The sequence below is a fragment of the Mycolicibacterium rutilum genome, assembly GCF_900108565.1.
GTDB lineage: Bacteria > Actinomycetota > Actinomycetes > Mycobacteriales > Mycobacteriaceae > Mycobacterium > Mycobacterium rutilum.
In genome coordinates this window covers 1,918,543-1,945,236 of sequence record NZ_LT629971.1, presented here as the reverse complement: position 1 = coordinate 1,945,236, position 26,694 = coordinate 1,918,543, and the positions used below count along the sequence as shown (strand labels likewise).

Below are 26,694 nucleotides of genomic sequence, written 5' to 3'. Positions count from 1 at the left end.
ACGAGTTCGGAACGTCGCCCGCTTCGCATTGTCGATCAGCCGGGTCGGTCAGCCGGCGTCTTGCGCGATCGACAACGCCTCGCGCGCGCCGGCGTGCAACGCCCGGCAGCTCAACAGGATCCACGCCGTCAGCCCGTCGGCGGTTCCCGACGCGAAGCCCCGCGCGGCGGCGCGATAGTCGCCGGACTGCCGCATCCAGTACACCTCCGGCACTCCGAGGCCGTGCGGGTCGAGCCCGCTGGTGATCGTCACCAACCGCGCCGCGGCGCGGGCCACCAGCCCGTCGGCGGTGCCGAACGGTGCGAGCGTGAGCAGTTCGCCGTGCACGACGGCGGCCAACACCGGCGCGGGCACCGACGACTTCGCGGTGACGATGTCGGCCAGCAGCGTCAGCCGCTGACTCGTCTCGGGATCGACGCGCGGGCGACCCAACTGGTCGTCGTCGGCGAGGTCGGCGGCCGCCAGCGCGTGCAACCGGGCCAGCGCCTGCAGCGGCGCCCGCCGCCACACACCGACCAGCGTCGTCTCGCCGCCCTCCACCGCCTCCGACACGCGCAGCGCGCCGGCCAGCACGGCGTCCGGGCTGCCTGGGACGGACCCGTCGGACAGCTGCAGCGCACCGCCGTCGAGCACCGACGACGCCCTGGCCGCACGCAACGCCGCCTCCGCCGCGTTCGCCGGCCAACCGCGCAGGTTCGCGCGGTGCCGGTGCGCCCGTCCCAGCGCCTCGCGCGCCTCCTCTGCCGCCTCGGCGACGCCGGGCAGTTGCGCCAGCGGCGCCAGCGGATCGGAGGTCACGGCAGCACACGGTAGCCGACCGCTGGACCCGCCAGCCACGACGTTCGGCGCTGCGGACGGACCGCCGACGGAGAAGGGTGTGACATGTCAATGTGGCCGCCCGCCCGGGTGACTACCCTCACAGATATGACAGACACATCGGCGCAGCACACCCACGGTCCGTCCGTCTATCCGCCGTCCGCGGAGTTCGCCGAACACGCGAACGCCACCGAGGACCTCTACGAGCAGGCTGACAAGGACCGGTTGGCGTTCTGGGCCGAACAGGCCAACCGCCTGGCGTGGGAGACCCCGTTCAGCGAGGTGCTCGACTGGTCGGAGGCGCCGTTCGCCAAGTGGTTCGTCGGCGGCAAACTCAACGTCGCCTACAACTGCGTCGACCGCCACGTCGAGGCGGGCAACGGCGACCGGGTGGCGATCCGCTGGGAGGGCGAGCCCGGCGACAGCCGCGACATCACCTACGCCGACCTGCTCGCCGAGGTGTCCAAGGCCGCCAACGCGCTGACCGACCTCGGACTCACCGCCGGCGACCGGGCGGCGATCTACATGCCGATGATCCCCGAGGCGATCGTGGCGATGCTGGCGTGCGCGCGGCTGGGCGTGCTGCACTCGGTGGTCTTCGCCGGCTTCTCCGCCTCCGCGCTCAAGGCGCGCATCGAGGACGCCGAAGCCAAGCTGGTGATCACCAGCGACGGGCAGTACCGCCGCGGCCAGGCGGTCTCGCTCAAAGAGTCTGTCGACGAGGCGTGCGAGGGCCAGGAGTCCGTCGAGCACGTACTCGTGGTGCGCCGCACCGGAATCGACACCCCGTGGACCGACGGCCGCGACCTGTGGTGGCACGAGACCGTCGACGGCGCGTCACCCGAACACACGCCGGAGGCCTTCGACTCCGAGCACCCGCTGTTCCTGCTGTACACCTCAGGAACCACCGGCAAGCCCAAGGGCATCGTGCACACCTCGGGCGGGTACCTGACCCAGGCCTCGTACACCCATCACTACGTCTTCGACATCAAGCCCGAGAGCGACGTCTACTGGTGCACCGCCGATATCGGCTGGGTGACCGGGCACACCTACATCGTGTACGGGCCGCTGTCGAACGGCTGCACACAGGTGGTCTACGAGGGCACGCCGAACTCGCCGAACGAACACCGGCACTTCGAGGTCATCGAAAAATACGGTGTGACAATCTATTACACGGCGCCGACGCTGATCCGGATGTTCATGAAGTGGGGCCGCGAGATCCCCGACGCACACGACCTGTCGAGCCTGCGGCTGCTCGGCTCGGTCGGTGAGCCGATCAACCCCGAGGCGTGGCGCTGGTACCGGGATGCCTTCGGCGGCAACCGGACTCCGATCGTCGACACCTGGTGGCAGACCGAGACCGGCGCCATCATGATCTCGCCGCTGCCCGGGGTGACCGAATGCAAGCCCGGTTCGGCGATGCAGCCGCTGCCCGGCATCTCGGCGATGATCGTCGACGAGGAGGGCAACGAACTGGTGCCCGGCGCCGACGAGGCCGAACACGTCACCGGATACCTGGTGCTCGACAAGCCGTGGCCGGCGATGCTGCGCGGCATCTGGGGTGATCCGGAACGGTTCAAGGACACCTACTGGTCGCGCTACGCCAAGCAGGGCTGGTACTTCGCCGGCGACGGCGCCCGCGTCGACTCCGACGGCTCGATCTGGCTGCTGGGCCGCATCGACGACGTGATGAACGTGTCGGGACACCGGATCTCGACGACGGAGGTGGAGTCGGCCCTGGTCGGCCATTCCGGCGTCGCCGAGGCCGCGGTCGTCGGCGCCGCCGACGAGACCACCGGCCAGGGCATCTGCGCGTTCGTGATCCTCGAGTCGCACGCCAAGGACAGCGGCGACGACATGGTGGCCGAGCTGCGCGAGCAGGTCGCCAAGGAGATCGGAAAGATCGCCCGGCCCAGGGAAATTCACGTCGTGCCGGAGCTGCCGAAGACCCGCAGCGGCAAGATCATGCGGCGGCTGCTGCGTGACGTCGCCGAGGGCCGGGAGCTCGGCGACACGTCAACCCTGGTGGACCCCAGCGTGTTCGAGGCGATCCGCGCCGGCAAGTAGGCGCGATCAGGCGGCCGCACCGACCGGGACGAAACCCGTTCCCGGTCGGTTCTTGGCCGTGATGTCGGCGAGCTGGGTGTTGAACGACATGGTCACCGCGGGCGTGTGCAGCGGGATGTACTTGATGACGCACGTCGGCAACGCCTCGGAGAACGCGCCGTGGATCATGCCGACGAGGCGGTTGTTGACCGTGACCGGCGCGCCGGAGTCGCCGGGCTGACCGCACACCTGGTTGACGATCGTGCCCGGGTCCTGGCCAGGGCCCCACGTCACACCGCACGAATAACCGGTGGTGCGCCCGAGTTTGCACGCGATGTCGCCGGCGGTGGGATCGGGTCCCAGACTGTCGATCTGGAAGCCGTTGACGTTGTTGGTCGGGCGCACCTTCTGGGGATCGAACTGGATCACCGCGTAGTCGAGCGCGTCGTTGCCCGCCACCATCGTGCCGACCACACCCGCGGCTTCGGCACCCTCGGCGGCCACCTGGGCACCGGGACCGCCGCAGTGCGCGGAGGTGAAGCCGACGAGCTCACCGCGGTTGTCGTTGCCGATCGCGGTCAGCGTGCACAGCGTCTCCCCGTTGACGACGAGCCCGGACCCGCCGCCGAGCGTGATCGGCCCCTGGGCGTGCGCGACCCCGCTCCCGAACGCGGTGAGAAGGAGGGCGGCGATCGCGGTAGCCAGCAGACCGAGCCGGTGGCCGGTGGACTTCACGTGAACATCCCCCTATCGACGCGCCCCGACCTGCCGTGCCATGAACCAGACCAGTCTATCGTCGGCCGACATCGTTTCAGTGCTCGCCACATGGCAACATGAACCGCGACCGAGGAAGACTATCCGGCTTACGCGGGAGGAACTGTCCGTGACCGATCGCAGGAATGGCGTGCCGAGCACCGTGACATCGATACCGCTGGTCGACCCGCACGCGCCGAAGGCCGACCCGTCGATCGGCGACCTGGTCAAGGACGCGACGGCGCAGGTGTCCACGCTGGTGCGCGCCGAGGTGGAGCTGGCCAAGGCCGAGATCACCCGCGACGTCAAGAAGGGCCTCACCGGCAGCGTCTTTTTCATCCTGGCGTTGGTCGTGCTGTTCTACTCGACGTTCTTTTTCTTCTTCTTCCTCGGCGAGCTGCTCGACCTGTGGCTGGTGAAGTGGGCGGCCTACCTGATCGTGTTCGGTCTGATGGTCGCCGTAACGCTGGTGTTCGCGTTCCTCGGCTATCTCAAGGTGCGCCGGATCCGCGGCCCGCAGAAGACCATCGCGTCGGTCAAGGAGATTCCCGAGGCGTTGACCCCGGGCCACGACAAGGACCGGCAGCTCACCGCGGCCGACAACAAGCCCGCGTCGACGGCCGACCCGTCGGGCTGGTAGATGGCCCCACCGGCTCCGTCGGTCGTCCGCATCGACGGACCGTGGCGGCATCGGGAGGTGCACGCCAACGGAATTCGCTTCCACGTGGTCGAAGCGGAGACCGCCGACGCGCAGCCGTCGACCGAGCGGCCGCTGGTCATCCTGCTGCACGGGTTCGGGTCGTTCTGGTGGTCGTGGCGCCACCAGCTGCGCGGCCTGACCGACGCCCGGGTGGTGGCGGTCGACCTGCGCGGCTACGGGGCCAGCGACAAACCGCCCCGCGGTTACGACGGCTGGACGCTGGCCGGTGACACCGCCGGTCTGGTCCGCGCCCTGGGGCACAAGAGCGCGACGCTGGTCGGCCACGCCGACGGCGGGCTGGTGTGCTGGGCGACCGCGGTGCTGCATCCGCGCGCGGTGAAGGCCATCGCAGTGGTCAGCTCGCCGCATCCGGTGGCGCTGCGGGCGTCGGCGCTGCGTCGCCGCGACCAGGGCCGGGCGCTCCTGCCGTCGATGCTGCGCTATCAGCTGCCCCGGTGGCCGGAGAGGTCGTTGACCCGCCACAACGCCGACGAACTCGAACGCCTGGTGCGCAGCCGAGCGAGCGCCAAATGGCTTGCTACCGAGGATTTCTCAGAGTCGATCGCATATCTGCGCACGGCGATCCAGATTCCCGGCGCCGCGCACTCGGCGTTGGAGTACCAGCGCTGGGCGGTACGCAGCCAGCTGCGCGGGGAGGGTAGGCGGTTCATGCGGTCGATGAAGCGTCCGATCAACGTTCCGGTGTTGCACCTGCGCGGTGACGCCGACCCCTACGTGCTCGCCGACCCGGTGTACCGCACGCAGCACTACGCGCCGCACGGACGGTACGTATCTGTCGCGGAGGCTGGGCATTTCGGCCACGAGGAAGCCCCGCAGGCGGTCAACGAACAGCTGACCCGATTCCTTCGGCAGGTCTACGGCTAGGTGATGCAGGCGCCGGTCGCCACCCGCTGGGTGTCGCCGATCTTGGCGAGTTGCTGCGACACCTCGTTGGCGGTCAGCACGAACCCGGTGTCGGCGTCGTCGACCGCCGCACCGAACACCACCCCCAGCACCCGGCCTTCGCGGTCGATCATCGGGCCGCCGGAATTGCCTTGGCGCACACTGCCTCTGATCGTGTACACCTCCCGTTCGACGGTGGTGGTGCGGTAGATGTCGGGGCCGCTGAGTTCGATGATCTCGCGGACGCGGGCCGGTGTCGCCACGAAGTTGCCGCCGCCGGGATAGCCCATCACGACGGCGTCGGTGCCGGTGGTCGCCGGGGTGCCGGCGAACTCCAGCGGCGCCGACGGCAGGTTCGGCACGTCGAGGATCGAGATGTCGGCCTGCGGGTCGTAGGACACCACGAACGCGTCGTAGGTCTGGCCGTCGACCTCGACGGTGGCGCTCTCCGATCCGGCGACCACGTGCGCGTTGGACATCACGCGGTTGGGCGCGACCACGAAACCGGTGCCCTCGAGCACCTTCTGGCAACTCGGCGCCACCCCGCGGATCTTGACCACGCTCGGTCGGGTGGCGGCGACGACCGGGTCGGCGGCCAGGGCGGCGTCGGGCGCGTCGACGGCGACGATCGGGGTGCGCCCGAACGGCTGCAGCACGTCGGGCAGACCGGAGGTGTCCAGCAGCGCCGACAGCCGGGTCGGCACGGAGCGCAGCCAGTTCGGCGCGACCCCGTCGACCTCCTTGAGCACCTTGGAACCCCGCACCGCCGCGGCGAGGTTGGGTTGATCGGACGACTGCAGCGGATAGGTCAGCATCCACGCCGCAACCAGCACCGCGACGATCTGGATCGCCACCCCGATCAGCGAGTCGACCGACCGCAGCGCGCGGTTGCGGATGGCGCTGCGCACGGCTCGGCCGAGCACCACGCCGGCGATCTCACCGACGACCACCAGCGCCAGGATCAGAAACAGCGTCACGAACAGCTTGGTCCGCGGCCCGTCGATGTTGGCGACGAGGTGCGGCGCCAGTAGTACGCCCGCGACCGCGCCGAGCACCACGCCGAGGAACGACAGCATCGATCCCAGCGCGCCCGAGCGCCAGCCCGAGATGCCCGCGACGAAGGCGATGCCGAGGACGATGAGGTCCACCCACTGAGACGAAGTCATGGTTGTGCAACACCGTAACCGTCTTGGCGGCCGACGAGCGCCATTGCGTCATCGAGTTCACGCACGTCGTCGGTGTTCCACGGCTGCGCCCACCCGGCCACGTCGAGCATCGCCGAGATCACCTGACCGGTGAAACCCCACACCAGCATCTCGTTGAGCAGGAAGGCCGGGCCCGCGAACCGGCGGGTGGCGTCGCTGCGGTACACCATGATCCGGTTCTCCGGGTTGACGAACGCGCGCAGCGGCACGCGGGCGACGATCGCGGTCTCGGCTTCGTCGACGACCGCCACCGGGCCGGGATCCGGCGAGTAGGCCAGCACCGGAACGACGTGAAATCCCGACGGCGGGATGAACAACCGCTCGAGGGTGGCCAGCGGGTGCAGCCGGGCAGTGTCGACGCCGGTCTCCTCGTTGGCCTCGCGCAGCGCGGTCTGCACCGGGCTGTGATCGCCCGGATCGACCGCGCCGCCCGGGAAAGCGGCCTGACCGGCGTGGTGGCGAAGCGTCGAGGCGCGGACGGTGACCAGCAGGTCGGCGTCGTCCGGGACGCCGCCGGTGGCCGAGTCGGGCGGGCCGGAGAACAGCACCAGCACCGCGGCCTCGCGACCGGACGGCGACGCGCCGAGCTTGTCGCGTTCGGCGGTGACCATCGCGAACACCTCGGGCGGCACCCGCCGCCGGTAGGCCTGCTTGACGTCGGAGGCGTTGTCCAGCAGCGGTTTGAGCCAGGACGGCGCCGCGGCGGGATCCAGCCCGCTGCCCTCGCTGACCCAACTCACCCGGGGGCTCCTATCTCTGGGTTCACCGCGGCGGCGATCTCGTCGGCGGTGGCGAACGAGCGCGGCAGGATATCGGCCACGCTACCGTCCGCGCGCAGCACGACGGTGGCAGGCATGACGTTGGGGACCCGCAGCGCGGCGGCGATCCGGCGCCTGCCGTCCTGCAGCGTCGGCAGCTTGACCCCGAGTTCGGCCAGCCGCAGCAGCGCCGCCGTCTCGTTCTCGTCCTGGTGCACGGTCAGCACCGTCACCCCGGGTCCGGCACGCCGCTGGTACTCGGCCATCGCGGGCAACTCCTCGGCGCACGGTCCGCACCAGTAGGCCCACAGGTTGAGCACCACGGTGCGACCCGCCAGCGCCTTCGCCACGTCGACCGGCGCGCCGTCGGACGCGCACTCCAGCGTGATGCCGCGCAGCGCCGCCGGGCCGGCGCCGGTACCGGGGCCCGGGCACGGCGGCAGGTCGGCCCGCGCCCGCGGCCCGGCCAGCGCCTCGGCGGTGTCGGCGTCGCGGCGGTCGCGCGCCGCGTCCTGCTGGCTCGACCCGGACGGTCCCGACGGGGCGTCGGCGCCGAGCTGGTCAAACAGCGCCCAGCCGAGCGCCACCACGACGACGAGCACCACCACGGTCCAGCGGGTCGAGCTGCGCATGGTGCGTCGTTCAGAGGCCGGCCAGCGCCAGCAGGTGCTCGGTCTCCGGACCCCTCACCAGCGGGGCGGCCTGCATCGGGTCGGTGGGGCCGGTGCCGAACGACGGGCAGTCGGCGGCCAGCACGCACACCCCGCAGGCCGGCTTGCGGGCGTGGCAGACGCGACGGCCGTGGAAGATCACCCGGTGGCTCAGGTCGGTCCACTCGCTGCGCTCGATCAGCTCGCCGACCGCGAACTCGACCTTGACCGGATCTTCCTCGGCGGTCCAGCGCCAGCGCCGCACCAGCCGCCCGAAGTGGGTGTCGACGGTGATGCCCGGGATGTCGAACGCGTTGCCGAGGATGACGTTGGCGGTCTTGCGGCCGACGCCGGGCAGCGTCACCAGCTCGTCCATCGTCGACGGCACCTCGCCGTCGAACCGCTCGACGAGCTCCTGGCCCAGCCGGATCAACGAATTGGCCTTGTTGCGGTAGAAACCGGTGGGCCTAATGAGCTCCTCGAGCTCGGTGCGGTCGGCCTGCGCATAGTCCAGCGCGGTGCGGTACTTCTTGAACAGCGCCGGGGTGGTGAGGTTGACCCGCTTGTCGGTGCTCTGCGCCGACAGGATGGTCGCCACCGTCAGCTCGAGCGGGTTGGTGAAGTCCAGCTCGCAGTACACGTGCGGAAACGCCTGCGCCAGCGTGCGATTCATCCGGCGCGCGCGGCGGACCAACCCGATGCGGGTCTCACCGTCCCGGCTCTTGGCGCGTTTCGGCACTGCCGGCTTTTTTGCCGATGTCTCACCCGCGGTCACATTGGCCAGCGTACTGAGATGCCCCGACATCGCTACGCGGACCGGTGACAATTCGTGATCCCGCTGAGACCTTGGCCGTGTTTACTTCAGCCTTGTGTCGTGGTTGCTGGTCGGGCTGATTCCGGGGTTGCTGATGGTGGCGACATTCGGGCTCCAGCGACTCGAGGCGGGCCTGCAGAGGGACACCGTCTCGGCGACCGATGTCGCGAAATTCCTCGAACAGGCCGGCGCCGGCCACCAGGTGACGGGCCCCCGCAGCGCGCCGATCCGGGTGTCGGCGCTGCCGACGCAGCCCTATACGCATGCCGGGGTCAATACGGAATTTCAGCCGACCCGACATGCCGATCGTGTGTAGCGTGAGCAGGTCACGAATCCGGGTACCTCTAGACTGATCTCGCTAACCGATAGAGGTCGGCTTTACCCAACAGCTTAAGAGGGGCAACGTGGACGAGATCCTGGCCAGGGCCGGAATCTTCCAGGGGGTCGAACCCAGCGCCGTTTCCGCGCTGACGAAGCAATTGCAGCCCGTCGACTTCCCCCGGGGACACACCGTGTTCGCCGAGGGTGAGCCGGGCGACCGGCTCTACATCATCATTTCGGGCAAGGTGAAGATCGGCCGCCGGTCACCGGACGGCCGGGAGAACCTGCTGACGATCATGGGGCCGTCGGACATGTTCGGTGAGCTGTCGATCTTCGACCCGGGCCCGCGGACGTCGAGCGCCACCACGATCACCGAGGTGCGCGCCGTATCCATGGACCGCGATGCGCTGCGCGCCTGGATCGCCGACCGGCCCGAGATCGCCGAGCAGTTGCTGCGCGTGCTGGCCCGCCGGCTGCGTCGCACCAACAACAACCTCGCCGACCTGATCTTCACCGACGTGCCCGGCCGCGTGGCCAAGCAGCTGCTGCAGCTCGCCCAGCGCTTCGGCACCCAGGAGGGCGGGGCGCTGCGCGTGACGCACGACCTGACCCAGGAGGAAATCGCCCAGCTGGTCGGCGCCTCTCGGGAGACCGTCAACAAGGCGCTCGCCGACTTCGCGCACCGCGGCTGGATCCGCCTGGAGGGCAAGAGCGTTCTGATCTCGGACTCAGAGCGGCTGGCCCGCCGAGCGCGCTAGTTGCGCAGGTAGTCCAGCTGCGCCTGGACGCTCCATTCCGCGACGTCCCACAGCTTCTCGTCGACGTCGGTGTAGACGTGCTCGACGACCTGCCGGGTGGTCGCGTCGTCGCCGAGTTCCTGCAGCGCGGCACGTACCTGTTCGAGCCGTTCCTCGCGGTGCTGCAGATACATGTCGCTGACCGCCTCGAGGTCCTCGAGGTCGGGGCCGTGTCCGGGCAGCACCGCGCGGTGCCCCAATCCGCGTAGCCGCTGCAGCGAGTCCAGGTACGCGGCCAGGCTGCCGTCCTCCTGGTCGATGACAGTCGTGCCGCGACCGAGCACGGTGTCGGCGGTCAGCACCGCATCGTCGAGCACGAACGACAACGAATCGACGGTGTGCCCCGGCGTCGCCATCACCGTGATCCGCAGCCCCGCCGCGTCGATGACCTCACCGTCGGTGAGCGGTCCGCCGAGACCGCGCAGGAATCCGCTGCCGACGGAGCGGACCACCGCGCCGGTGCGCTCGACGATCTTGTCGATCGCGCCGGTGTGGTCCTCGTGTTTGTGGCTGATCAGCACCAGCGGGATCGGGCCGAGCTCGGCGATGCGGGCGATGTGCTCGTCGTCGTCGGGTCCCGGATCGACGATGACCATCTCGTCGCTGCCGGGGCCGCGCAGCACCCAGGTGTTGGTGCCCTCGAGCGTCATCAGCCCGGGGTTGTTGCACAACAACACCGACGCGGTCTCGGTGACCGGTCGCAGCGATCCGTACGCGGGATGCTCCAGGGCTACCCGACCTCCACGATGAGCTCGACCTCGACCGGCGCGTCCCGCGGCAGCTCCGACACCCCGACCGCCGACCGGGCGTGCGCGCCTGCGTCGCCGAAGACCTCGCCGAGCAGCTCGGATGCGCCGTTGACGACGCCGGGCTGTCCGGTGAAGCCCGGCGCCGATGCCACGAATCCGACCACCTTGACCACCCGGGTCACCGCGTCGATCCCGACCAGCGAGTGCACCGCCGCCAACGCGTTGAGTGCGCACACCCGGGCCAGCGCATGGGCCTGCTCGGGTGTGACGGCCGCGCCGACCTTGCCGGTCTGCAGCAGCTCACCGGCCTGGATCGGCAACTGGCCCGCGGTGTAGACGAGGTTCCCGGTCCGCACCGCGGGCACGTAGGCCGCCAGCGGGGCGACGACCTCGGGCAGCTCGATGCCGAGTTCGGCCAGCCGCGCCGAGACTGTCATTTCGGTCGCTTGAGGTAGGCGACGTGCTGCTCGCCGGTCGGGCCCGGCAGCACCGACACCAGCTCCCAGCCGTCCTCGCCCCACTGGTCGAGGATCTGCTTGGTCGCGTGCGTCAACAGCGGGACGGTGGCGTATTCCCATTTGGTCGCTTCGCTCATGCGGCGAGCCTATCGGTCACCGCATCGGCACCGCGGACCTGCGGAGCATGAAACCGCTTTAGCTAGCATGCACGGGTGGCTTCCACTACCAATGACGGTAGATCCGTCGGCTGGCCGTCCCGGCTGAGCAAAGCTCGCCTGCACTTCGTCACCGGCAAGGGCGGCACCGGCAAGTCGACGATCGCGGCGGCGCTGGCGCTGGCCCTGGCCGCCGGCGGCCGCAAGGTGCTGCTGGTGGAAGTCGAAGGGCGCCAAGGCATCGCGCAGCTGTTCGACGTGCCGCCGCTGCCCTACCAGGAGGTCAAGATCGCGACCGCCGAGGGCGGCGGTCAGGTCAACGCGCTGGCCATCGACACCGAGGCCGCGTTCCTCGAGTACCTCGACATGTTCTACAACCTCGGGCTGGCCGGCCGGGCGATGCGCCGCATCGGGGCCGTCGAGTTCGCGACGACGATCGCGCCGGGCCTGCGTGACGTGCTGCTGACCGGCAAGATCCGCGAGATCGTCACCCGCGCCGAGAAGGGCAAGCAGCCCGTGTACGACGCGATCGTCGTCGACTCGCCGCCGACCGGCCGGATCGCCCGGTTCCTCGACGTCACCAAGGCCGTCTCCGACCTGGCCAAGGGCGGCCCGGTGCACGGGCAGGCCGAGAGCGTGGTCAAGGTGCTGCACTCGGACCTGACCGCGATCCACCTCGTCACGCTGCTGGAGGCACTGCCGATCCAGGAGACGCTGGAGGCCATCGACGAGTTGCGCGAGCTCGACTTGCCGATCGGCAGCGTCATCGTCAACCGCAACATCCCCGCGTATCTGCCCGCCTCCGCGCTGACCAAGGCCGCCGAGGGCGACATCGACGCCGACGCCGTGCGCGCAGGCCTCGACGAGGCGGGAATCACGTTGTCCGACAATGACTTCGCCGGCTTGCTCACCGAGACCATCCAGCACGCCACTCGGATCCGGGCGCGCGCCGAGAGCGCGGAGCAACTCGACGCGCTGGATGTGTCGCGGCTGGAGCTGCCGCAGATCGCCGACGGGGTCGACCTCGGCAGCCTGTACGAACTCGCAGAAGCGCTGGAACGCCAGGGGGTCCGATAGTGAGCGCCACACCGCCGGCCCTCGACATGGGGTCGATTCTCAAGGACACGTCCAACCGGGTCGTGGTGTGCTGCGGCGCCGGCGGCGTCGGCAAGACCACCACGGCGGCGTCGATGGCGCTGCGCGCGGCCGAGTACGGCCGCACCGTCGTCGTCTTGACCATCGACCCGGCCAAGCGGCTCGCCCAGGCGCTCGGCATCAAGGACCTCGGCAACGTCCCGCAGCGGGTGCCGCTGGCGCCGGAGGTCTCCGGCGAGCTGCACGCGATGATGCTCGACATGCGCCGCACGTTCGACGAGATGGTCATCCAGTACTCGGGACCCGAACGCGCACAAGAGATTCTGGACAACCAGTTCTATCAGACCGTGGCCACCTCGCTGGCGGGCACGCAGGAGTACATGGCGATGGAGAAGCTCGGCCAGCTTCTCGGTGAGGACCGCTGGGACCTGGTCGTCGTCGACACCCCGCCCTCGCGCAACGCGCTGGACTTCCTCGACGCCCCGAAACGGCTGGGCGGCTTCATGGACAGCCGGTTGTGGAAGCTGCTGCTCGGACCCGGCCGCGGTATCGGGCGGCTGGTCACCGGCGCGATGGGGCTGGCGATGAAGGCGCTGTCCACGGTGCTCGGGTCTCAAATGCTCTCCGACGCAGCGGCTTTCGTTCAGTCGCTGGATTCCACGTTCGGCGGGTTCCGGGAGAAGGCCGACCGCACCTACGACCTGCTGAAGCGGCGCGGGACCCAGTTCGTCGTCGTCTCGGCCGCCGAACCCGATGCACTGCGCGAGGCGTCGTTCTTCGTCGACCGCCTCTCCGAGGAGAACATGCCGCTGGCCGGCCTGATCCTCAACCGCACCCACCCGATGCTGTCGGAGCTGCACGCCGAGAAGGCCGAGGAAGCCGCCGAGCAGCTCGAGAAGAAGGACGCCGAATCCTTGACGGCCGCGGTGTTGCGGATCCACGCCGACCGCGCGATGACCGCCAAGCGGGAGATCCGGCTGCTGTCGCGGTTCACCGGCGCAAATCCGCACGTGGCGATCGTGGGGGTGCCGTCGCTGCCGTTCGACGTGTCGGATCTGGAGGCGTTGCGGGCGATCGCCGATCAGATCACCGGCGAGGCGGATCCGGCGGCCTGAGGCCGCCAGCGGTCGTCAGACCGCGCTGCGGTGCTTGCGCTGGGCGGCGAAGAAGTCGGCCCAGGACACGACCTCGGGGTGCTGCTTGAGGAGGGCGCGGCGCTGACGTTCGGTCATCCCGCCCCAGACGCCGAACTCGACGCGGTTGTCGAGGGCGTCGGCCCCGCATTCCAGGATCACCGGGCAGTGTCGGCAAATCACCGCGGCCTTGCGTTGGGCGGCGCCTCGGACGAACAGCTCATCGGGATCGGTCTGGCGGCAGCGGGCTTGTGACACCCAGGCGATGCGGGCTTCGGCCTCGGCGCCGTGCACGACGCTGCTCGCCGACGACGTCATCGCGGTCCTGCGTGGGGCTGTCCTAGTAGCTGACACCAGCGTTCCCTTCGATCCAGCCGCCCCCCGGGCGACCCGGCACGGCGTAGTCCTCCGGTGTAGAACGCTGCTGCGATCTACGCCACAGTGCAGGGGGTCAGTGTGACCTATATCGCACTGTTCGACCAAATTAGATGGTCAACGGCGTTCTGCGCAATACGTTGGAGCCCCCTATTTTGGGACGACCGTGCCGACGGGTCTCAAAATTGACGTCCGTGCCGTTCGGCACGGTATCCGGATGTGCTGATCGACCGTCTAATGCTGCGATTTTGCGACGTCGTTAGTCTGTAGGTCATGCCGGAGCGCCAACCGTCTCCTCCGCCGCGCGCGGTGACGGTCATCAAGCTCGCGTGGTGCGTTCTGCTCGCCAGCGTGATCGCCGCCGCGCTGATGTTCCCCGTGGTCGGGGGAATCGGCCTGATGTCCAACCGGGCCTCCGACGTCGTAGCGAACGGCTCGGCGCAACTGGTCGAGGGCGAGGTGCCCCAGGTGTCGACGATGGTCGACGCGAAGGGCAACGTCATCGCCTGGCTCTACAACCAGCGCCGCTTCGAGGTGCCCAGCGACCAGATCGCCAACACCATGAAGCTGGCGATCGTCTCCATCGAGGACAAGCGGTTCGCCGAGCACAACGGCGTCGACTGGCAGGGCACGCTGACCGGGCTGTCCGGGTACCTGTCGGGCAACCTCGACACCCGCGGCGGGTCGACCATCGAGCAGCAGTACGTCAAGAACTACCAACTGCTGGTGGTGGCGCAGACCGACGCCGAGAAGCGCGCCGCGATCGAGACGACGCCCGCGCGCAAACTGCGCGAGATCCGGATGGCGCTGACGCTGGACAAGACGTTCACCAAGTCCGAGATCCTGACCCGCTACCTGAACCTGGTGTCGTTCGGCAACGGCGCCTTCGGCGTGCAGGACGCCGCGCAGACCTACTTCGGCATCAACGCCTCGGAGCTGAACTGGCAGCAGGCGGCGCTGCTGGCCGGCATGGTGCAGTCGACCAGCACGCTGAACCCGTACACCAATCCCGACGGTGCGCTGGCCCGGCGAAACCTGGTGCTCGACACCATGATCGAGAACATCCCGGCCGAGGCCGAGGCGCTGCGGGCGGCCAAGGAGCAGCCGCTGGGCGTGCTGCCGCAGCCGAAGGAACTGCCGCGCGGCTGCATCGCCGCCGGGGACCGCGCGTTCTTCTGTGACTACGTGCTCGAGTACCTGGCCCGCGCGGGCATCAGCAAGGAGCAGGTCGCGCGCGGCGGCTACCTGATCAAGACCACGCTCGACCCCGACGTGCAGGGCCCGGTCAAGGCGGCGGTCAACCAGTTCGCCCCCGCCGACGCCAACGGCGTGGCCAGCGTGATGAGCGTGATCCGGCCCGGCAAGGAGTCGCATCCGGTGTTGGCGATGGCCAGCAGCCGGACCTACGGCCTGAACCAGGACGCGAACGAAACCATGCAGCCGCAGCCGTTCTCGCTCGTCGGTGACGGTGCCGGGTCGACGTTCAAGATCTTCACCGTCGCCGCGGCGATGGAGATGGGCATGGGTATCAACGCGCAGCTCGATGTGCCCGCGCAGTTCCAGGCCAAGGGACTGGGCAGCAGCGACACCCCGGGCTGCCCAGCCGCGACCTGGTGCGTGAAGAACGCCGGCGGCTACCGCGGCACGATGAACATCACCGACGCGCTCGCCACGTCGCCCAACACCGCGTTCGCCAAACTGATCTCGCAGGTCGGTGTGCAGCGCAGCGTCGACATGGCGGTGCGGCTGGGCCTGCGGTCCTACGCGCTGCCGGGCACCGCGCGCGACTACGACCCGGAGAGTAACGAGAGCCTCGCCGACTTCATCAAGCGGCAGAACCTCGGCTCGTTCACACTGGGCCCGATCGAGGTCAACGCCCTCGAGTTCTCCAACGTCGGTGCGACGCTGGCGTCGGGCGGCGTGTGGTGCCCGCCGACGCCGATCACGCAGGTGCTGGACCGCGACGGCGAGGAGGTCGCCGTCACCACCGAGACGTGCGAGCAGGCCGTGCCCGAGGGGCTGGCCAACACGATGGCGACCGCGCTGAGCAAGGACGACCAGGGTGCAGGCACCGCCGCCTCGGCGGCCGGCTCGGTTGGCTGGGACCTGCCGATGTCGGGCAAGACCGGAACCACCGAGGCGCACCGCTCCTCGGCGTTCCTCGGGTTCACCAATCAGCTCGCCGCGGGCAACTACATCTACGACGACTCCACCTCGCCGGGCGAGCTGTGCTCGTTCCCGCTGCGCAAGTGCGGCTACGGAGATCTGTTCGGCGGCAACGAACCCGCCCGGACCTGGTTCGCCGCGATGAAACCGATCGCCACCAACTTCGGTGAGGTCAACCTGCCGCCGACCGACCCGCGCTTCGTCGAGGGCGGGCCCGGCTCGCGGGTGCCCAGCGTGTCGGGGTTGACGCAGGACACCGCCCGCCAGCGGCTGCGCGACGCCGGCTTCCAGGTCGCCGACCAGGCGAACTCGGTGAACAGCTCGGCGCCCTCGGGCGCGGTCGTCGGCACCTCGCCGTCCGGACAGACGGTGCCGGGCTCGATCATCACGCTGCAGGTCTCGAACGGCATCCCGCCACCACCTCCGCCGCCGCCGGCCGGCGAGATCCCCGGCATTCCGGGGCTGCCGGCGCCGGTCGGGCAGACCGTGGTGCAGATCCCCGGCCTGCCGCCGATCACGGTGCCGGTGCTCGGACCACCGCCGCCGCCCGCGCCGCCACCGCCGCCGTGATGTGCAGTTGCGCACGCCGGGCCGTCCGAAGGCGGTGACGGCGGGCCTCTGGCAGTAGGCTCGGGCACATGTCTGCCCGTTCGACGGTCTTGAAGAACTCCGCCGCGGCGGCCACCGGCGCCCTGGTGGCCGGCATCGGCTACGCCTCGCTGATCGAGCGCAACGCGTTCGTCCTGCGCGAGCTGACCATGCCGGTGCTGTCGCCGGGCTCGGCGCCGCTGAAGGTGCTGCACATCAGCGACATCCACATGCGGCCCGGGCAGCGGCGCAAGCAGGCTTGGCTGCGAGACCTGGCGAGCCTGGAGCCGGACCTGGTGGTCAACACCGGCGACAACCTCGCGCACCCCAAGGCGGTGCCCGCGGTGGTGCAGTCGCTGTCGGAGCTGTTGTCGGTGCCCGGGCTGTTCGTGTTCGGCAGCAACGACTACTTCGGCCCGCGGCCGAAGAACCCGATGAACTACCTCACCCGGCCGACGCACCGCATCCACGGCGAGCCGCTGCCGTGGCAGGACCTGCGCGCGGCGTTCACCGAACGCGGCTGGCTCGACATGACCCACACGCGTCGCGAGCTCGAGGTGCGCGGCGTGCACATCGCGGTGGCCGGCGTCGACGACCCGCACCTCACGCGGGACCGCTACGACACGATCGCCGGCCCGGCCAGTCAGGCAGCGGATCTGACTCTGGGACTGACCCATTCGCCCGAGCCCCGGGTGCTCGACCGGTTCGCGGCCGACGGGTACCAGCTGGTGATGGCCGGCCACACCCACGGCGGCCAGCTGTGTCTGCCGTTCTACGGCGCCATCGTCACCAACTGCGAGCTGGACCGGTCGCGGGTCAAGGGCCCGTCGCGGTGGGGCGCGCGCATGCAGCTGCACGTGTCGGCCGGGATCGGCACGTCGCCGTACGCGCCGATGCGGTTCTGCTGCCGGCCCGAGGCCACGCTGCTGACCCTGGTCGCCGCGCCGACCGGCGGCCGGGACGCCGACACCCGGGCGGGTAAGTCGCATCCCAGCGTCGCGGTGCGGTGAGCCGGCCGGCGTCGACCACCGCGGACCGCAGCCAGCCACGCACGTGGGTGGACAACGCGGTGCGGCTGATCGAGGCCGACGCCCGGCGCAGCGCCGACACCCACCTGCTGCGGTATCCGCTGCCGTCGGCCTGGGGTGAGAGGTGCGGGCTGCAGCTGTACCTGAAGGACGAGACGACGCACATCACCGGCAGCCTCAAGCACCGGCTGGCGCGGTCGCTGTTCTTGTACGCGTTGTGCAACGGCTGGATCGACGAGCACACGACGGTCATCGAGGCGTCGTCGGGCTCGACCGCGGTGTCCGAGGCGTACTTCGCCGCGCTGCTGGGCCTGCCGTTCATCGCGGTGATGCCGTCCTCGACCAGTGCCAGCAAGATCGCACTCATCGAATCCCAAGGTGGCCGTTGCCATTTCGTCGATGAGTCGAGCCAGGTGTACGCCGAGGCGGAGCGGCTGGCCGAGGAGACCGGCGGGCACTACATCGACCAGTTCACCAACGCTGAACGCGCGACCGATTGGCGCGGCAACAACAACATCGCCGAGTCGATCTTCGAGCAGATGCGCGACGAGGCGCACCCGGTCCCGGACTGGATCGTCGTCGGCGCGGGCACCGGCGGCACCAGCGCGACGATCGGCCGCTACATCCGGTATCGCCGCCACGCCACCCGGTTGTGCGTCGTGGACCCGGAGAACTCCGCGTTCTTCCCCGCCTACGCGCAGGACGACCCGGACGTCGTCACGGGGAGCTCGTCGCGGATCGAGGGCATCGGCAGGCCGCGGGTGGAACCGTCGTTCCTGCCCGGGGTGGTGGATCGCATGGTCGTGGTGCCCGACGCCGCGTCGGTGGCGGCCGCCTGGCACGCGAGCAAGGTGCTGGGCCGACGGGTCGGCCCGTCGACGGGGACGAATCTGTGGGGAGCGTTCGGGCTACTGGCGGAAATGAAGGCCGAGGGGTGTCGCGGTTCGGTGGTCACACTGCTGGCCGACAGCGGTGACCGCTACGCCGACACCTACTTCTGCGACGAGTGGCTGACCAGCCAGGGGCTGGCACCCTCGGCATTCGAGTCGGCGCTGACCGACTTCGAACGCTCGGGCCGCTGGCCCTGATCGTCGGCGCCGCCGGTCAGCGGGGCGTCCGAGGTGAGGAAGAGCCACAGCGCGGCAAACGCGAAGAAACCCAGGTAGATCGATGCGCCCAGACCAGTCATCTCGTCCTCGCTTCCACGGTTGATCTCATGATGAACAACGCCACCGACAATCCGGCGCTTCCCCGCACGTGGCGTGACGTGCGACTCACGCCGGCCGGGCCGCGCAGCCGCGAATACCGCGAGATCGACACCAGGGTCGTGGTCAGGCGCTCGGCCACAGCCCTGGTGTAGATCTCGGCGCACCGACCGCCAGCTCCGGGCCGGAAGGCGTTTGGCTTCCCGCCCGGCAGGTGCGATAGGCTGTCGTGGCTTCACGCGGGGTGTGGCGCAGCTTGGTAGCGCGCTTCGTTCGGGACGAAGAGGTCGTGGGTTCGAATCCCGCCACCCCGACTCGTGTGTCCGCAAGTGAGAGGCCCCGACCGGTGATCCGGTTCGGGGCCTTCTTGCTGTCCGCGGAATTGGCGATCGGACCTACTGCTGCACTGAATTAGGCTTTTCTACAGCCCGCGTCGTACCCATCCGTCGAACGGAGAATCCAGTGGAAGTCGACCCCGAGATCCTGCGTGCCTTCGCCGGCCAGGTGGATATCGCGGCCGGCGTCATCCGTGAGGCCGACGTGGGCACCAAGGTCGCCACGGCCGCCGACGGCCTGGACGGATCGACGACGCAGTGGGCGACCCGCCTGGTCGGCGCCCACGTCAAGGAGATCGCCGACAAGATCGCCGCCGGCGTCAGCGAGATGGGCACCGCGGTGCGGGGCGCGGGCAACACCTACGAGGTGACCGACGCGGATTTGGCCGGCAGCTTCGGGAAGATCTTCTAAACGTCGTGCTGCCCTCCCGATCCCGGCTGGAACGCTGGAATCCCGATTCGCTGACGTTCGCGGGCAAGGCCGTCGCGGACGCGGGCGCGGCCGTCGACAGCGCCGTGACGACGATGAGCACCAACATCAAGACCATGCCGGACACCAAGGCGTGGTCGGGTCCTGCGCACCAGGCGGCGACGGGGATGTTCGAGCGGGCGAGCGAGCAGACCGCGGAGTTCACGACCTACACCACCGCGGTCGGCGAAGCGCTCGCCAACGGTGCCGGCACCATCGGCGGCGCGAGGACGTCGCTGCTGAACAAGGCCGACGAGATCGACATGACCGGCCAGTTGTACGTCAGCGAGCAGTGGGTCGTGATGATCACCGGCGCGCAGATGACCGCCGAACAGGCCGCGGAGCTCGAGCGGCGGGCCCAGGCCGAACAGGTCACCGTCAACACCCTGCTGCTGGGCGTCGGCAACGCCGACGAGCAGACCGCCGCGGCGATCCACGCCGCCGCGAAGCCACACGGATTCCAGCCGCCCAACCCGAACGACCCGATGAGCGTCATCGTCCCCGGCGCCCAGAAACCCGGCGACGAAGTGCCCAATCCGCTGAGCCCGGTCGGAACCATCCAGCAGGGCACGCTGCGAGACGCGGAGATGGGCCAGACGGTGCGGGACACGAAGGTGGAGACCAAATACGACCCGGTCACCGGGGAAGAGCTGTACACGAAAACGACCATCTACATGATGGACGGCAGTAGGCACGAAAGGACGGCCCACACCAAGAGCGACTTCTCCGACCGCAGCCCGTCCGTCGTCGAACGCCACATCGACAAGAACGGAAAGCTGGTGTCGGAGACGAGTTCGGTCACCTACACCGAATTCGCCAGGAACGACATGGCGAACGCGAAGGTGACCACGGTGAGGATGGCCGACGGCACCCTGACCACCTTCATCGAACGTCCGGACGGACGCAGGAGCGCCACCGTCACGACGCCGGACGGCCGCCAAGCGGACGTGCCGGTGAACCTGCTCAACCACCCGGCGTTGACCGCCACCGACGCCGCGATCACCGGACTGGACGCGCAGGCCGGCAAGGGCATACCGATGCTGAGCGAGGAAGCGCTCGAACACGTCAAGGTCGGCGCCAAGTACGGCGGCCCGGGCCTGAGCGTCGCGACCGCGCTGTGGGACGTGGCGGTCGCCGACTCCGGCTTCGAACGCTGTGTCGCCGCAGCGGAGGGCGCGACCTCGCTGGCCTCCGGCACCATCGCCGGCATCGCGACGTCGGGAGCCGGGCCGTGGGTCGCCGTCCCGGTCGCGTTGGTCGCCGGGGGCGGCGGCACGGCGCTCGGCAACTGGATCGGCAACACGTTCTGTCCGCGATGAGAGGATCCGCACGGGCGGTCGTGCTCTCGATCGCGTTGCTCGGAGTCGGTGTCTTCACCGGCGTGTGGGCCGTGCTGTGGTTGCTGCGCGGGAGCTATCTGACGGCGCTCATCGTGTGCGGCGTGACGGTCTGGGCCGTCGGCTTCGCGACGTACTTCCTCGCCACGACGGTGGGCAAAGCCAAACCGCGCCTCGAAAGTGGTTCGGCGGGAACGATTCTGCGTCCCGGTCGCTTCGTGGATGCGGCGTTCGTCCTTGCCACCGGCACGGTCTTCGTGGCCGCGGTGCTGTATTTGATCTTCGCCCCGCTGGGCATGGTCGACTACGTCCCGACCGGGGTCATGCAACTCGCCGTCCCCGGCGGCTGCGTCGCGCTCGTGTTGTTCGGCGCGCCGACGCTGTACCGGATGGCCAGACACGGCGGCGGCGGCCATCTGCGCGTCGACCCGGCCGGCTTCGAGGTGTGGAACGGCCAGTGGGGCACACTGCGCCGCGGCACCTGGGACGAGATCGAGGACATCACGGACCACCCCGCCAAGGGCGGCAAGCCGTTCAACGAAGTGATCGTGTTCGCGTTGCCGAAGGGCCGCACCGCGGTGCTGATCGCCGACGCCATCACCGGAGACGTTGCGGCGCTGCGGGAATGGGTGCGCTTCTACTGGCGCCACCCGCAACACCGTGACGAGCTCGGCGACGGCCGCGCCCTGCAGCGCCTCGGTCAGGGCTGCGTCGCGGAATAGCGCTGCACGACGTCGAGTTCGTCGGCGATCAGGCCGTCGAGGTAGGAGGTCAACGTCTCGGCGTCGACGGGTTCGGCGTATCCCGAGTCGCCGGGTTCGTACAGATAATCCCCGTCGCCGTCGACCTGCACCCACTGCAGGACCCGTCGGTCGGCATCCGCGCCCCAGTATCGTGCCGGATCGCACCGCGCCCGCACCGTCCCGGTCGCCGTCACGTCACCGCTCTCGACGACGGGCACCGCCGCAACCTCGGCGCCCGGGATCAGGAAGCCGAAATCGTCGTATTCGTCGAGCAACTCGGGTGTGTCCGGGAGACGATCCCCGCTGCCGGGCACCGCGATGCGTTGGCGGACACCGGCACCGGTCAACCCGACCGCGTCCACGACCGCCGCGGCCAACGCTCCCGCGGAGACGCCGTGAATGTCGACGACGTCGACACCGTCGGCATCCCTGGTCTGCACCCCGATGAAGCACGACTCTCCCGCACGCAGGCCGTGCACCCGAAGATCCGGACCGTCGTCCTCGAAGCGGTGAACCGTGCATTCGACGTGAACGTCAGCGCGCACAACGGATTCCACCCATGCACGAACGCCGCGCAGATCCCCGTCGTGTAGCCGATCCTCGATCGGGGCGACGTCTCTGGTGAGCAGCCAGACAGACCCGACCGGCCGGCTGCGTCCCAGCGGCGCCGGCAGCATGTCGTAGCCGAAGAGTGCGCACGCCGCCTCCAGGTCCACCACTGCGACCCGGCCCAGCCACTCGTAGCTCATGACCCCTATTCTGCAACCGGCCGCGCGATCGGCCAGCGGTGAGGCGGTGGAATCAAGCGAGAATGCCGACGCCCGGACCGGGCTTGTTCTGCACCTTCGTGTAGACCACCACCGAACTCATCTCGATGACCCCGATGACGACCAGCGGCCACACCATGCCGCCGGCCAGGCTGAGCAGAACCGGGTGCTCGGCGGCGGCACCGGTCACCGCGAATCGCCGACCTGCGAAGTAGAGGCCGAGCGACACAATCGCCCAACCACACAGGTACAGACTCATCAGAAGTTCAACGGTGAACATGTCATCGCCCCCTCGGCCCACGACGTTGTAGGCGAATTACCCCTCCTACTTTAAATCCAAACAAGCCGCATTCGTGCACGTCCGCGCCCTGACCGGGGCATACGTGTTTGACCGGCCCGGACTCGGGTATCGCATGGGCGTGACTCTTCCGTCGACGCTTGTCGAACCTGCGCTGCCGAAGGCCGTCGGGCCGCTGTCCGCCGCGATAATCGACCTCCTTCAGCGAGGTCGGCCCGCACTGCACGTGCGGCCGATCGATGTTCCGATGTGCGAGGCCGACCCCTACGGCCTCGACCTTCAGCTTGCCCTCTACATCTGCTATGAACTGCATTACCGCGGTTTTGCCGGAGTGAATCCGCGATGGGAGTGGAACCCGGCGCTGCTGCACCTGCGCGGACGCTTCGAGGAGGCGTTCCTGAGCGCGGTGCGCCACGATGTCGGCGAGATCGGCGAGGACGAGACCGCCGAGGCCGAGATGGAGAAGCTCTCGGTCGAGCCCGTCGACGGTGAGGGTCCCTCCTACTACCTGCGCGACAAGGGCACCTGGGAGCAGATGGTCGAGTACTTCGTGCACCGCTCGGTGTACCACCTCAAGGAGGGCGACCCGCACGCGTTCACGATCCCCCGCCTGTCCGGGCAGTCGAAGGCCGCGTTCGTCGCGGTCGAGTTCGACGAATTCGGCGGCGGGCGCGGCGATCACGTGCACCAGCACCTGTACGCACAGTTGATGGACGCCGCCGGGCTGGACTCGACGTATCTGCGCTATCTCGACAACGTGCCCGCCGACGCGCTGGCGTCGGTCAACCTGATGTCGCTGTTCGGTCTGCACCGCGAGCTGCGCGGCGCATCGATCGGGCACTTCGCGTCGACGGAGATCACGTCCTCGCCCGGGTCGCGCCGGCTGGTCGAGGGGCTCAAGCGCCTCGGCGCTCCCGACACGTGCGTCGCGTTCTACCAGGAGCACGTCGTCGCCGATGCCGTGCACGAGCAGGTGGTGCGCACCGACGTGGTGGGCGACCTGGTCGCCAGGGAGCCGCACCTGGACCGCGATGTGGTGTTCGGTATCCGCGCCCGCGACGTGGTCGAGGACCGGTTGGCCGACCACGTGATGGCGTGCTGGACCGAGAACCGGTCGTCGCTACGCCGACCGCTCGGCTGACGCCTTCTGGGACGGCACCCGGGAGCGGCACCGGTGGCTGGTGTCGCACATCGGGTAATCCTTGCTGCGCCGGCAGGTGCAGATGGCCACCATGAAGCGGTCCGAGGACACGACGCTGCCGTCGGGCATCTCGATGCGCACCGGGCCCTGCACCATCAGCGGGCCGTTCGGCACGACCCGCACGGTGCGCGGTTCGGCGTCGGTCACGGCTTGTCCGCCCGGATCACCAGCAGTTCCTCCTCGCGGCGGCCGGGCTCCAGACGGCCCGTCTCCTCCAGCCACTCGGCGCGTGCGCTCAGCACCGGACCGAACGGAATCCATTGGCGGGCAACAATTTCAGCGTCGAGTCCGCAGCTGGCGAGTGCGCCCAGCGTCTGCCGCGGATCGGCGAACTCCGACTGCACCAACAGCAGCGAACCACCATGGGCGAGCATCTGCGGCACCGCCTCGCACAGCGGGTCGAGCACCAGGCGGCCGTCGTAGCCGGCGTCCCAGGCGCGTGGGGGACCCACATAGTCCGGCAGCGGCTCGCAGTCGGCGGACGGATCGTGCGGCACATACGGCGGGTTACAGGTCACCAGGTCGAACGGGCCGAATTCGACTGCCCTGGCCCAGGACCCGCGATGCACGTCGACGTCGACGCCCGCGGCGAGCGCGTTGGACCGCGCGCAGCGCACGGCCTTGGGGCAGATGTCGAACGCCGTCACGGATGCGGCGCCCTGCGCTGCGGCGCCGATGGCGACGACGCCGCTTCCGGTGCACAGGTCGACGACGTGCCGACCGCGCGCCAGTGCGGCGCTGTCCATGACATCGATGAGCAGTCGCGAATCTTCTTGCGGTACGTAAACGCCCTGGTCGGCGATAACCGGATCGCGGACATCGGTGTATGCGGTTGTCACATCGGCCTTTCGACAAAATCCTGGGCTGCAGCAGCCTGATGCGGCGCAGCACTGCCTCGGATTAATGCCCTGTCTCGGCGGTGTTAAACGCGAGCGGCCGTTTTACCAGGCCATCCGGCGGGCACCCAGCTTTCGTGCAAGCCTCAGACATCGCCGCGCTGCCGATCCGTTTCGGCGCCGCCCTTCGCAACCGCCGGCTGTTCCATCCCTCGGGGGTGATGGCCGAGGGAATCCTCGAGCGGGTCGCTCCCGAGGACGAGGGGCTGCCCATGCAGTCCTGCGACGTCATCGCCCGCGTCTCCAAGGGTGTCGGGCTGCCGGGCGCCGCCCCGGATGTCGCCGGCCTGGCGTTTCGCATCCCGCCGCCACCGGATCTGCGGTCGTGCGGCCCGTGGGACGTGCTGTTGGCGTCGACGCTCGCCGGCAGCCGCATCGGGCTGGCGCCGACCGCCTCGTGGACGGGCGCGACGTTCTCCAGCCTGATGCCGCTGCGCTATCACAACCGGCTGTGGTGGGTCCGGGCCCGGCTGGCGTCCGGCGTGGACGGACCGGGCCTGTCCCTGGCGGCCGTCGAAGAGGCGATCTCCGCGGACGGTGTCGTGTTCACCATCGAGCAGGCCCCGCCGACCGGCGGGTTCCGTCCGCTCGCGCGGTTGACGCTGCGCCACGTCGACCCCAGCACCGACGACATCGCGTTCGACCCGGCCATGCACAGCGATCCGGAGGTCGAGCTCGCGCCGCGCTGGCTCGGCGACTTCCGTCGCTCGGCGTACCGGCGCAGCCGTGAAGGCCGGGGCGAGGGCCCCGACACCTAGGCGGTGGGTTCGCCGCCGGACTCGGCGACGTCCGGCGCGTTCTCCCGGGTCGCCATGCCGCCGTCGCCGCCTTCGTCCGTCGGCCCGGTGCGCTGCGCCTTCTTCTTGGCGCGCTCGTCGGCGTCGTCGTCGTCGTAGATCCCTTTACCGGTGGGCATCCCTGGTCCCTTCTAATTGGCTGCGCTGCGCAGCTTGTCCAGCAGCGGCGTCGCTGCTTCCTTGAGGAACTGCTCCTGGCCTTCGTCGCCGATCTGCACCAGCGCGATGTCGGTGAACCCGGCCTCCCAGTACGCGCTGACCGCCTCGACGATCGCGTCGAGGTCCGGGCCGCACGGAATGGACTCCGCGACATCCTCGGGGCGCACGTACTGGGTGGCCCCGTCGAAGCCCGCGGTGGTCGGCAGGTCGGAGTTGACCGCCCAGCCGCCGGAGAACCAGCGGAACTGGTCGTGCGCCCGCGCCACGGCGGCGTCGCGGTCGGTGTCCCAGCAGATCGGGATCTGGCCGACGACGCGCACATCGCCGGGCAGCCCGGTGGCCCGCCGGGCGTCGTGCCAGGCATCGACGAGACTCTTGTCCGGTTGCACGGCGATCAGGTGATCGGACAGCGGCGCGAACGTCTCGACCGAACGCTCACCGGAGACCGCGGTGGCGATGGCGACCGGTGTCTCGGGCAGGTCCCACAGCCGCGCCGAGTCCACCTCGAAGTACTCGCCCTTCCGGTCGACGAGTTCGCCGGTGAACAGTTCGCGGATGATCTGGATCGCCTCGCGCAGCATGTCCTGCCGGCGCGCGACGGTCGGCCAGCGTTTGCCGACCACGTGCTCGTTGAGGTTCTCCCCGCTGCCGAGGCCGAGCGTGAACCGGCCGTCGGCGAGGATCTGCATGGTGGCGGCCTTCTGCGCGACGATGGCCGGGTGGTAGCGCATCGTCGGGCAGGTCACATAGGTGAACAGTTCGACGCGTTCGGTGGCGTGTGCGACGGCGCCGAGCATCGACCAGGCATAGCCCGCGTGGCCCTGAGACGACAGCCACGGGAAGTAGTGGTCGGAGGAGACCTCGAAGTCGAAACCCGCTTGTTCCGCCGAAACCGCATAACGGACAAGCTCTTTAGGCCCGCTCTGCTCCGTCATCAGGGTGTAACCGAACCGCGTCATGAGCGCGGGGTACCCGGG

At 69.4% G+C, this 26,694-nt stretch carries 32 protein-coding genes and 1 tRNA gene; 17 read left to right on the top strand and 16 right to left on the bottom strand.

Going from position 1 to position 26,694, the window contains the following annotated elements; translation table 11 throughout:
* Positions 1 to 48 precede the first annotated feature (48 nt).
* Positions 49 to 798, bottom strand: coding sequence for a Fic family protein (locus BLW81_RS09435; protein WP_083406934.1), 750 nt, complete (start codon positions 796 to 798; stop codon positions 49 to 51).
* A gap of 126 nt (positions 799 to 924) precedes the next feature.
* On the opposite strand from BLW81_RS09435, the gene acs reads away from it, so the two are divergent.
* The gene (acs, locus tag BLW81_RS09430) at positions 925 to 2,883 is read left to right on the top strand and encodes an acetate--CoA ligase (RefSeq protein WP_083406933.1); all 1,959 of its coding nucleotides are present in this window, start codon (positions 925 to 927) and stop codon (positions 2,881 to 2,883) included.
* A gap of 6 nt (positions 2,884 to 2,889) precedes the next feature.
* Here the strand turns inward: acs and BLW81_RS09425 are convergent, their stop codons facing one another.
* Entirely contained in the window at positions 2,890 to 3,570 is a 681-nt protein-coding gene (locus BLW81_RS09425; RefSeq protein WP_083410422.1) for a chymotrypsin family serine protease, read from the bottom strand.
* A gap of 175 nt (positions 3,571 to 3,745) precedes the next feature.
* Between BLW81_RS09425 and BLW81_RS09420 the strand changes: the two genes are divergently transcribed.
* Positions 3,746 to 4,255 carry a phage holin family protein gene (locus tag BLW81_RS09420; protein WP_083406932.1) on the top strand — a complete coding sequence of 170 codons (510 nt, stop codon included), beginning with the start codon at positions 3,746 to 3,748 and terminating at the stop codon, positions 4,253 to 4,255.
* Entirely contained in the window at positions 4,256 to 5,200 is a 945-nt protein-coding gene (locus BLW81_RS09415; protein WP_083406931.1) for an alpha/beta fold hydrolase, read from the top strand.
* On the opposite strand, the gene marP is transcribed toward BLW81_RS09415, so the two are convergent.
* Genes marP through nth form a run of 4 tightly spaced genes read right to left on the bottom strand, consistent with a single transcriptional unit; the run spans position 5,197 to position 8,606 of the window.
* Entirely contained in the window at positions 5,197 to 6,384 is a 1,188-nt protein-coding gene (gene marP / locus BLW81_RS09410; protein WP_083406930.1) for an acid resistance serine protease MarP, read from the bottom strand. The two genes, BLW81_RS09415 and marP, sit on opposite strands and share 4 nt — an antisense overlap.
* Positions 6,381 to 7,163, bottom strand: a complete 783-nt coding sequence (locus BLW81_RS09405) for an NUDIX hydrolase (protein ID WP_083406929.1) — start codon at positions 7,161 to 7,163, stop codon at positions 6,381 to 6,383. Before BLW81_RS09405 ends, marP begins: the two co-directional genes overlap by 4 nt.
* A complete protein-coding gene (locus BLW81_RS09400) occupies positions 7,160 to 7,813 on the bottom strand; it encodes a TlpA family protein disulfide reductase (protein ID WP_083406928.1) in 654 nt (217 codons plus the stop codon). Before BLW81_RS09400 ends, BLW81_RS09405 begins: the two co-directional genes overlap by 4 nt.
* Positions 7,814 to 7,823: 10 nt before the next feature.
* Complete coding sequence (gene nth / locus BLW81_RS09395) at positions 7,824 to 8,606, bottom strand: endonuclease III (protein WP_083410421.1); 783 nt, start codon at positions 8,604 to 8,606, stop codon at positions 7,824 to 7,826.
* A 133-nt stretch (positions 8,607 to 8,739) separates the two neighbouring features.
* On the opposite strand from nth, the gene BLW81_RS09390 reads away from it, so the two are divergent.
* The gene (locus tag BLW81_RS09390) at positions 8,740 to 8,961 is read left to right on the top strand and encodes a hypothetical protein (RefSeq protein WP_235632303.1); all 222 of its coding nucleotides are present in this window, start codon (positions 8,740 to 8,742) and stop codon (positions 8,959 to 8,961) included.
* Between the two features lie 88 nt (positions 8,962 to 9,049).
* Positions 9,050 to 9,724, top strand: a complete 675-nt coding sequence (gene crp, locus BLW81_RS09385; RefSeq protein ID WP_005138643.1) for a cAMP-activated global transcriptional regulator CRP — start codon at positions 9,050 to 9,052, stop codon at positions 9,722 to 9,724.
* On the opposite strand, the gene BLW81_RS09380 is transcribed toward crp, so the two are convergent.
* The 3 genes from BLW81_RS09380 to BLW81_RS29315 are packed head-to-tail and all read right to left on the bottom strand — an operon-like array spanning position 9,721 to position 11,107.
* Entirely contained in the window at positions 9,721 to 10,440 is a 720-nt protein-coding gene (locus tag BLW81_RS09380) for an MBL fold metallo-hydrolase (RefSeq protein ID WP_235632227.1), read from the bottom strand. The two genes, crp and BLW81_RS09380, sit on opposite strands and share 4 nt — an antisense overlap.
* 53 nt (positions 10,441 to 10,493) lie before the next feature.
* Complete coding sequence (locus tag BLW81_RS09375) at positions 10,494 to 10,949, bottom strand: RidA family protein (protein ID WP_083406926.1); 456 nt, start codon at positions 10,947 to 10,949, stop codon at positions 10,494 to 10,496.
* A complete protein-coding gene (locus BLW81_RS29315; protein ID WP_157897640.1) occupies positions 10,946 to 11,107 on the bottom strand; it encodes a Sp36 family protein in 162 nt (53 codons plus the stop codon). The genes BLW81_RS09375 and BLW81_RS29315 overlap by 4 nt, the downstream gene beginning before the upstream one ends.
* A 75-nt stretch (positions 11,108 to 11,182) precedes the next feature.
* Between BLW81_RS29315 and BLW81_RS09370 the strand changes: the two genes are divergently transcribed.
* Both BLW81_RS09370 and BLW81_RS09365 read left to right on the top strand, forming a co-directional pair.
* Entirely contained in the window at positions 11,183 to 12,202 is a 1,020-nt protein-coding gene (locus tag BLW81_RS09370; protein ID WP_083406925.1) for an ATPase BagA, read from the top strand.
* Positions 12,202 to 13,335 carry an ATPase BagB gene (locus BLW81_RS09365; RefSeq protein ID WP_083406924.1) on the top strand — a complete coding sequence of 378 codons (1,134 nt, stop codon included), beginning with the start codon at positions 12,202 to 12,204 and terminating at the stop codon, positions 13,333 to 13,335. The genes BLW81_RS09370 and BLW81_RS09365 overlap by 1 nt, the downstream gene beginning before the upstream one ends.
* 15 nt (positions 13,336 to 13,350) lie before the next feature.
* On the opposite strand, the gene BLW81_RS09360 is transcribed toward BLW81_RS09365, so the two are convergent.
* A complete protein-coding gene (locus BLW81_RS09360) occupies positions 13,351 to 13,671 on the bottom strand; it encodes a WhiB family transcriptional regulator (protein ID WP_276045782.1) in 321 nt (106 codons plus the stop codon).
* A 330-nt stretch (positions 13,672 to 14,001) separates the two neighbouring features.
* Here BLW81_RS09360 and ponA2 point away from each other — a divergent pair, with 330 nt between their 5' ends.
* The 8 genes from ponA2 to BLW81_RS09325 all read left to right on the top strand — a co-directional run bounded on the left by ponA2 (position 14,002) and on the right by BLW81_RS09325 (position 21,578).
* A complete protein-coding gene (gene ponA2, locus BLW81_RS09355; protein WP_083406923.1) occupies positions 14,002 to 16,464 on the top strand; it encodes a transglycosylase/D,D-transpeptidase PonA2 in 2,463 nt (820 codons plus the stop codon).
* Positions 16,465 to 16,532: 68 nt separating this feature from the next.
* Entirely contained in the window at positions 16,533 to 17,492 is a 960-nt protein-coding gene (locus BLW81_RS09350) for a metallophosphoesterase (RefSeq protein ID WP_083406922.1), read from the top strand.
* A complete protein-coding gene (cds1, locus tag BLW81_RS09345; protein ID WP_197680361.1) occupies positions 17,489 to 18,598 on the top strand; it encodes an L-cysteine desulfhydrase Cds1 in 1,110 nt (369 codons plus the stop codon). The genes BLW81_RS09350 and cds1 overlap by 4 nt, the downstream gene beginning before the upstream one ends.
* Before the next feature lie 128 nt (positions 18,599 to 18,726).
* Positions 18,727 to 18,870 carry a hypothetical protein gene (locus BLW81_RS29310; RefSeq protein ID WP_157897639.1) on the top strand — a complete coding sequence of 48 codons (144 nt, stop codon included), beginning with the start codon at positions 18,727 to 18,729 and terminating at the stop codon, positions 18,868 to 18,870.
* Positions 18,871 to 18,955: 85 nt separating this feature from the next.
* Positions 18,956 to 19,029 (top strand) — tRNA-Pro (locus tag BLW81_RS09340).
* Between the two features lie 148 nt (positions 19,030 to 19,177).
* Positions 19,178 to 19,462 (top strand): WXG100 family type VII secretion target, encoded by a 285-nt coding sequence (locus tag BLW81_RS09335; RefSeq protein WP_083406920.1) that lies wholly within the window; start codon positions 19,178 to 19,180, stop codon positions 19,460 to 19,462.
* 5 nt (positions 19,463 to 19,467) lie between these two features.
* Positions 19,468 to 20,838 (top strand): hypothetical protein, encoded by a 1,371-nt coding sequence (locus BLW81_RS09330; RefSeq protein ID WP_083406919.1) that lies wholly within the window; start codon positions 19,468 to 19,470, stop codon positions 20,836 to 20,838.
* Positions 20,835 to 21,578, top strand: coding sequence for a hypothetical protein (locus BLW81_RS09325; RefSeq protein WP_083406918.1), 744 nt, complete (start codon positions 20,835 to 20,837; stop codon positions 21,576 to 21,578). The genes BLW81_RS09330 and BLW81_RS09325 overlap by 4 nt, the downstream gene beginning before the upstream one ends.
* On the opposite strand, the gene BLW81_RS09320 is transcribed toward BLW81_RS09325, so the two are convergent.
* Both BLW81_RS09320 and BLW81_RS09315 read right to left on the bottom strand, forming a co-directional pair.
* Positions 21,557 to 22,348, bottom strand: coding sequence for an ESX secretion-associated protein EspG (locus tag BLW81_RS09320; protein ID WP_083406917.1), 792 nt, complete (start codon positions 22,346 to 22,348; stop codon positions 21,557 to 21,559). The two genes, BLW81_RS09325 and BLW81_RS09320, sit on opposite strands and share 22 nt — an antisense overlap.
* Positions 22,349 to 22,400: 52 nt before the next feature.
* Positions 22,401 to 22,646, bottom strand: a complete 246-nt coding sequence (locus BLW81_RS09315) for a hypothetical protein (protein ID WP_083406916.1) — start codon at positions 22,644 to 22,646, stop codon at positions 22,401 to 22,403.
* Positions 22,647 to 22,785: 139 nt separating this feature from the next.
* Between BLW81_RS09315 and BLW81_RS09310 the strand changes: the two genes are divergently transcribed.
* On the top strand, positions 22,786 to 23,805 hold the full coding sequence (locus BLW81_RS09310) for an iron-containing redox enzyme family protein (protein WP_173839593.1): 1,020 nt from the start codon (positions 22,786 to 22,788) through the stop codon (positions 23,803 to 23,805).
* Here BLW81_RS09310 and BLW81_RS09305 read toward each other — a convergent pair.
* Together BLW81_RS09305 and BLW81_RS09300 are read right to left on the bottom strand one after the other, a co-directional pair.
* Positions 23,785 to 24,012, bottom strand: a complete 228-nt coding sequence (locus BLW81_RS09305; RefSeq protein WP_173839592.1) for a CDGSH iron-sulfur domain-containing protein — start codon at positions 24,010 to 24,012, stop codon at positions 23,785 to 23,787. The genes BLW81_RS09310 and BLW81_RS09305 overlap by 21 nt on opposite strands.
* Positions 24,009 to 24,704: a HemK2/MTQ2 family protein methyltransferase gene (locus BLW81_RS09300; RefSeq protein WP_083406914.1), complete on the bottom strand. Its 696-nt coding sequence runs from the start codon at positions 24,702 to 24,704 to the stop codon at positions 24,009 to 24,011. Before BLW81_RS09300 ends, BLW81_RS09305 begins: the two co-directional genes overlap by 4 nt.
* 134 nt (positions 24,705 to 24,838) lie before the next feature.
* Here BLW81_RS09300 and BLW81_RS09295 point away from each other — a divergent pair, with 134 nt between their 5' ends.
* A complete protein-coding gene (locus tag BLW81_RS09295) occupies positions 24,839 to 25,519 on the top strand; it encodes a phosphodiesterase (RefSeq protein WP_083406913.1) in 681 nt (226 codons plus the stop codon).
* Here the strand turns inward: BLW81_RS09295 and BLW81_RS29595 are convergent.
* Together BLW81_RS29595 and BLW81_RS09290 are read right to left on the bottom strand one after the other, a co-directional pair.
* A complete protein-coding gene (locus BLW81_RS29595) occupies positions 25,516 to 25,677 on the bottom strand; it encodes a hypothetical protein (protein ID WP_173839591.1) in 162 nt (53 codons plus the stop codon). The genes BLW81_RS09295 and BLW81_RS29595 overlap by 4 nt on opposite strands.
* Positions 25,678 to 25,689: 12 nt before the next feature.
* Positions 25,690 to 26,676, bottom strand: coding sequence for an LLM class F420-dependent oxidoreductase (locus BLW81_RS09290; RefSeq protein ID WP_083406912.1), 987 nt, complete (start codon positions 26,674 to 26,676; stop codon positions 25,690 to 25,692).
* Positions 26,677 to 26,694 lie beyond the last annotated feature (18 nt).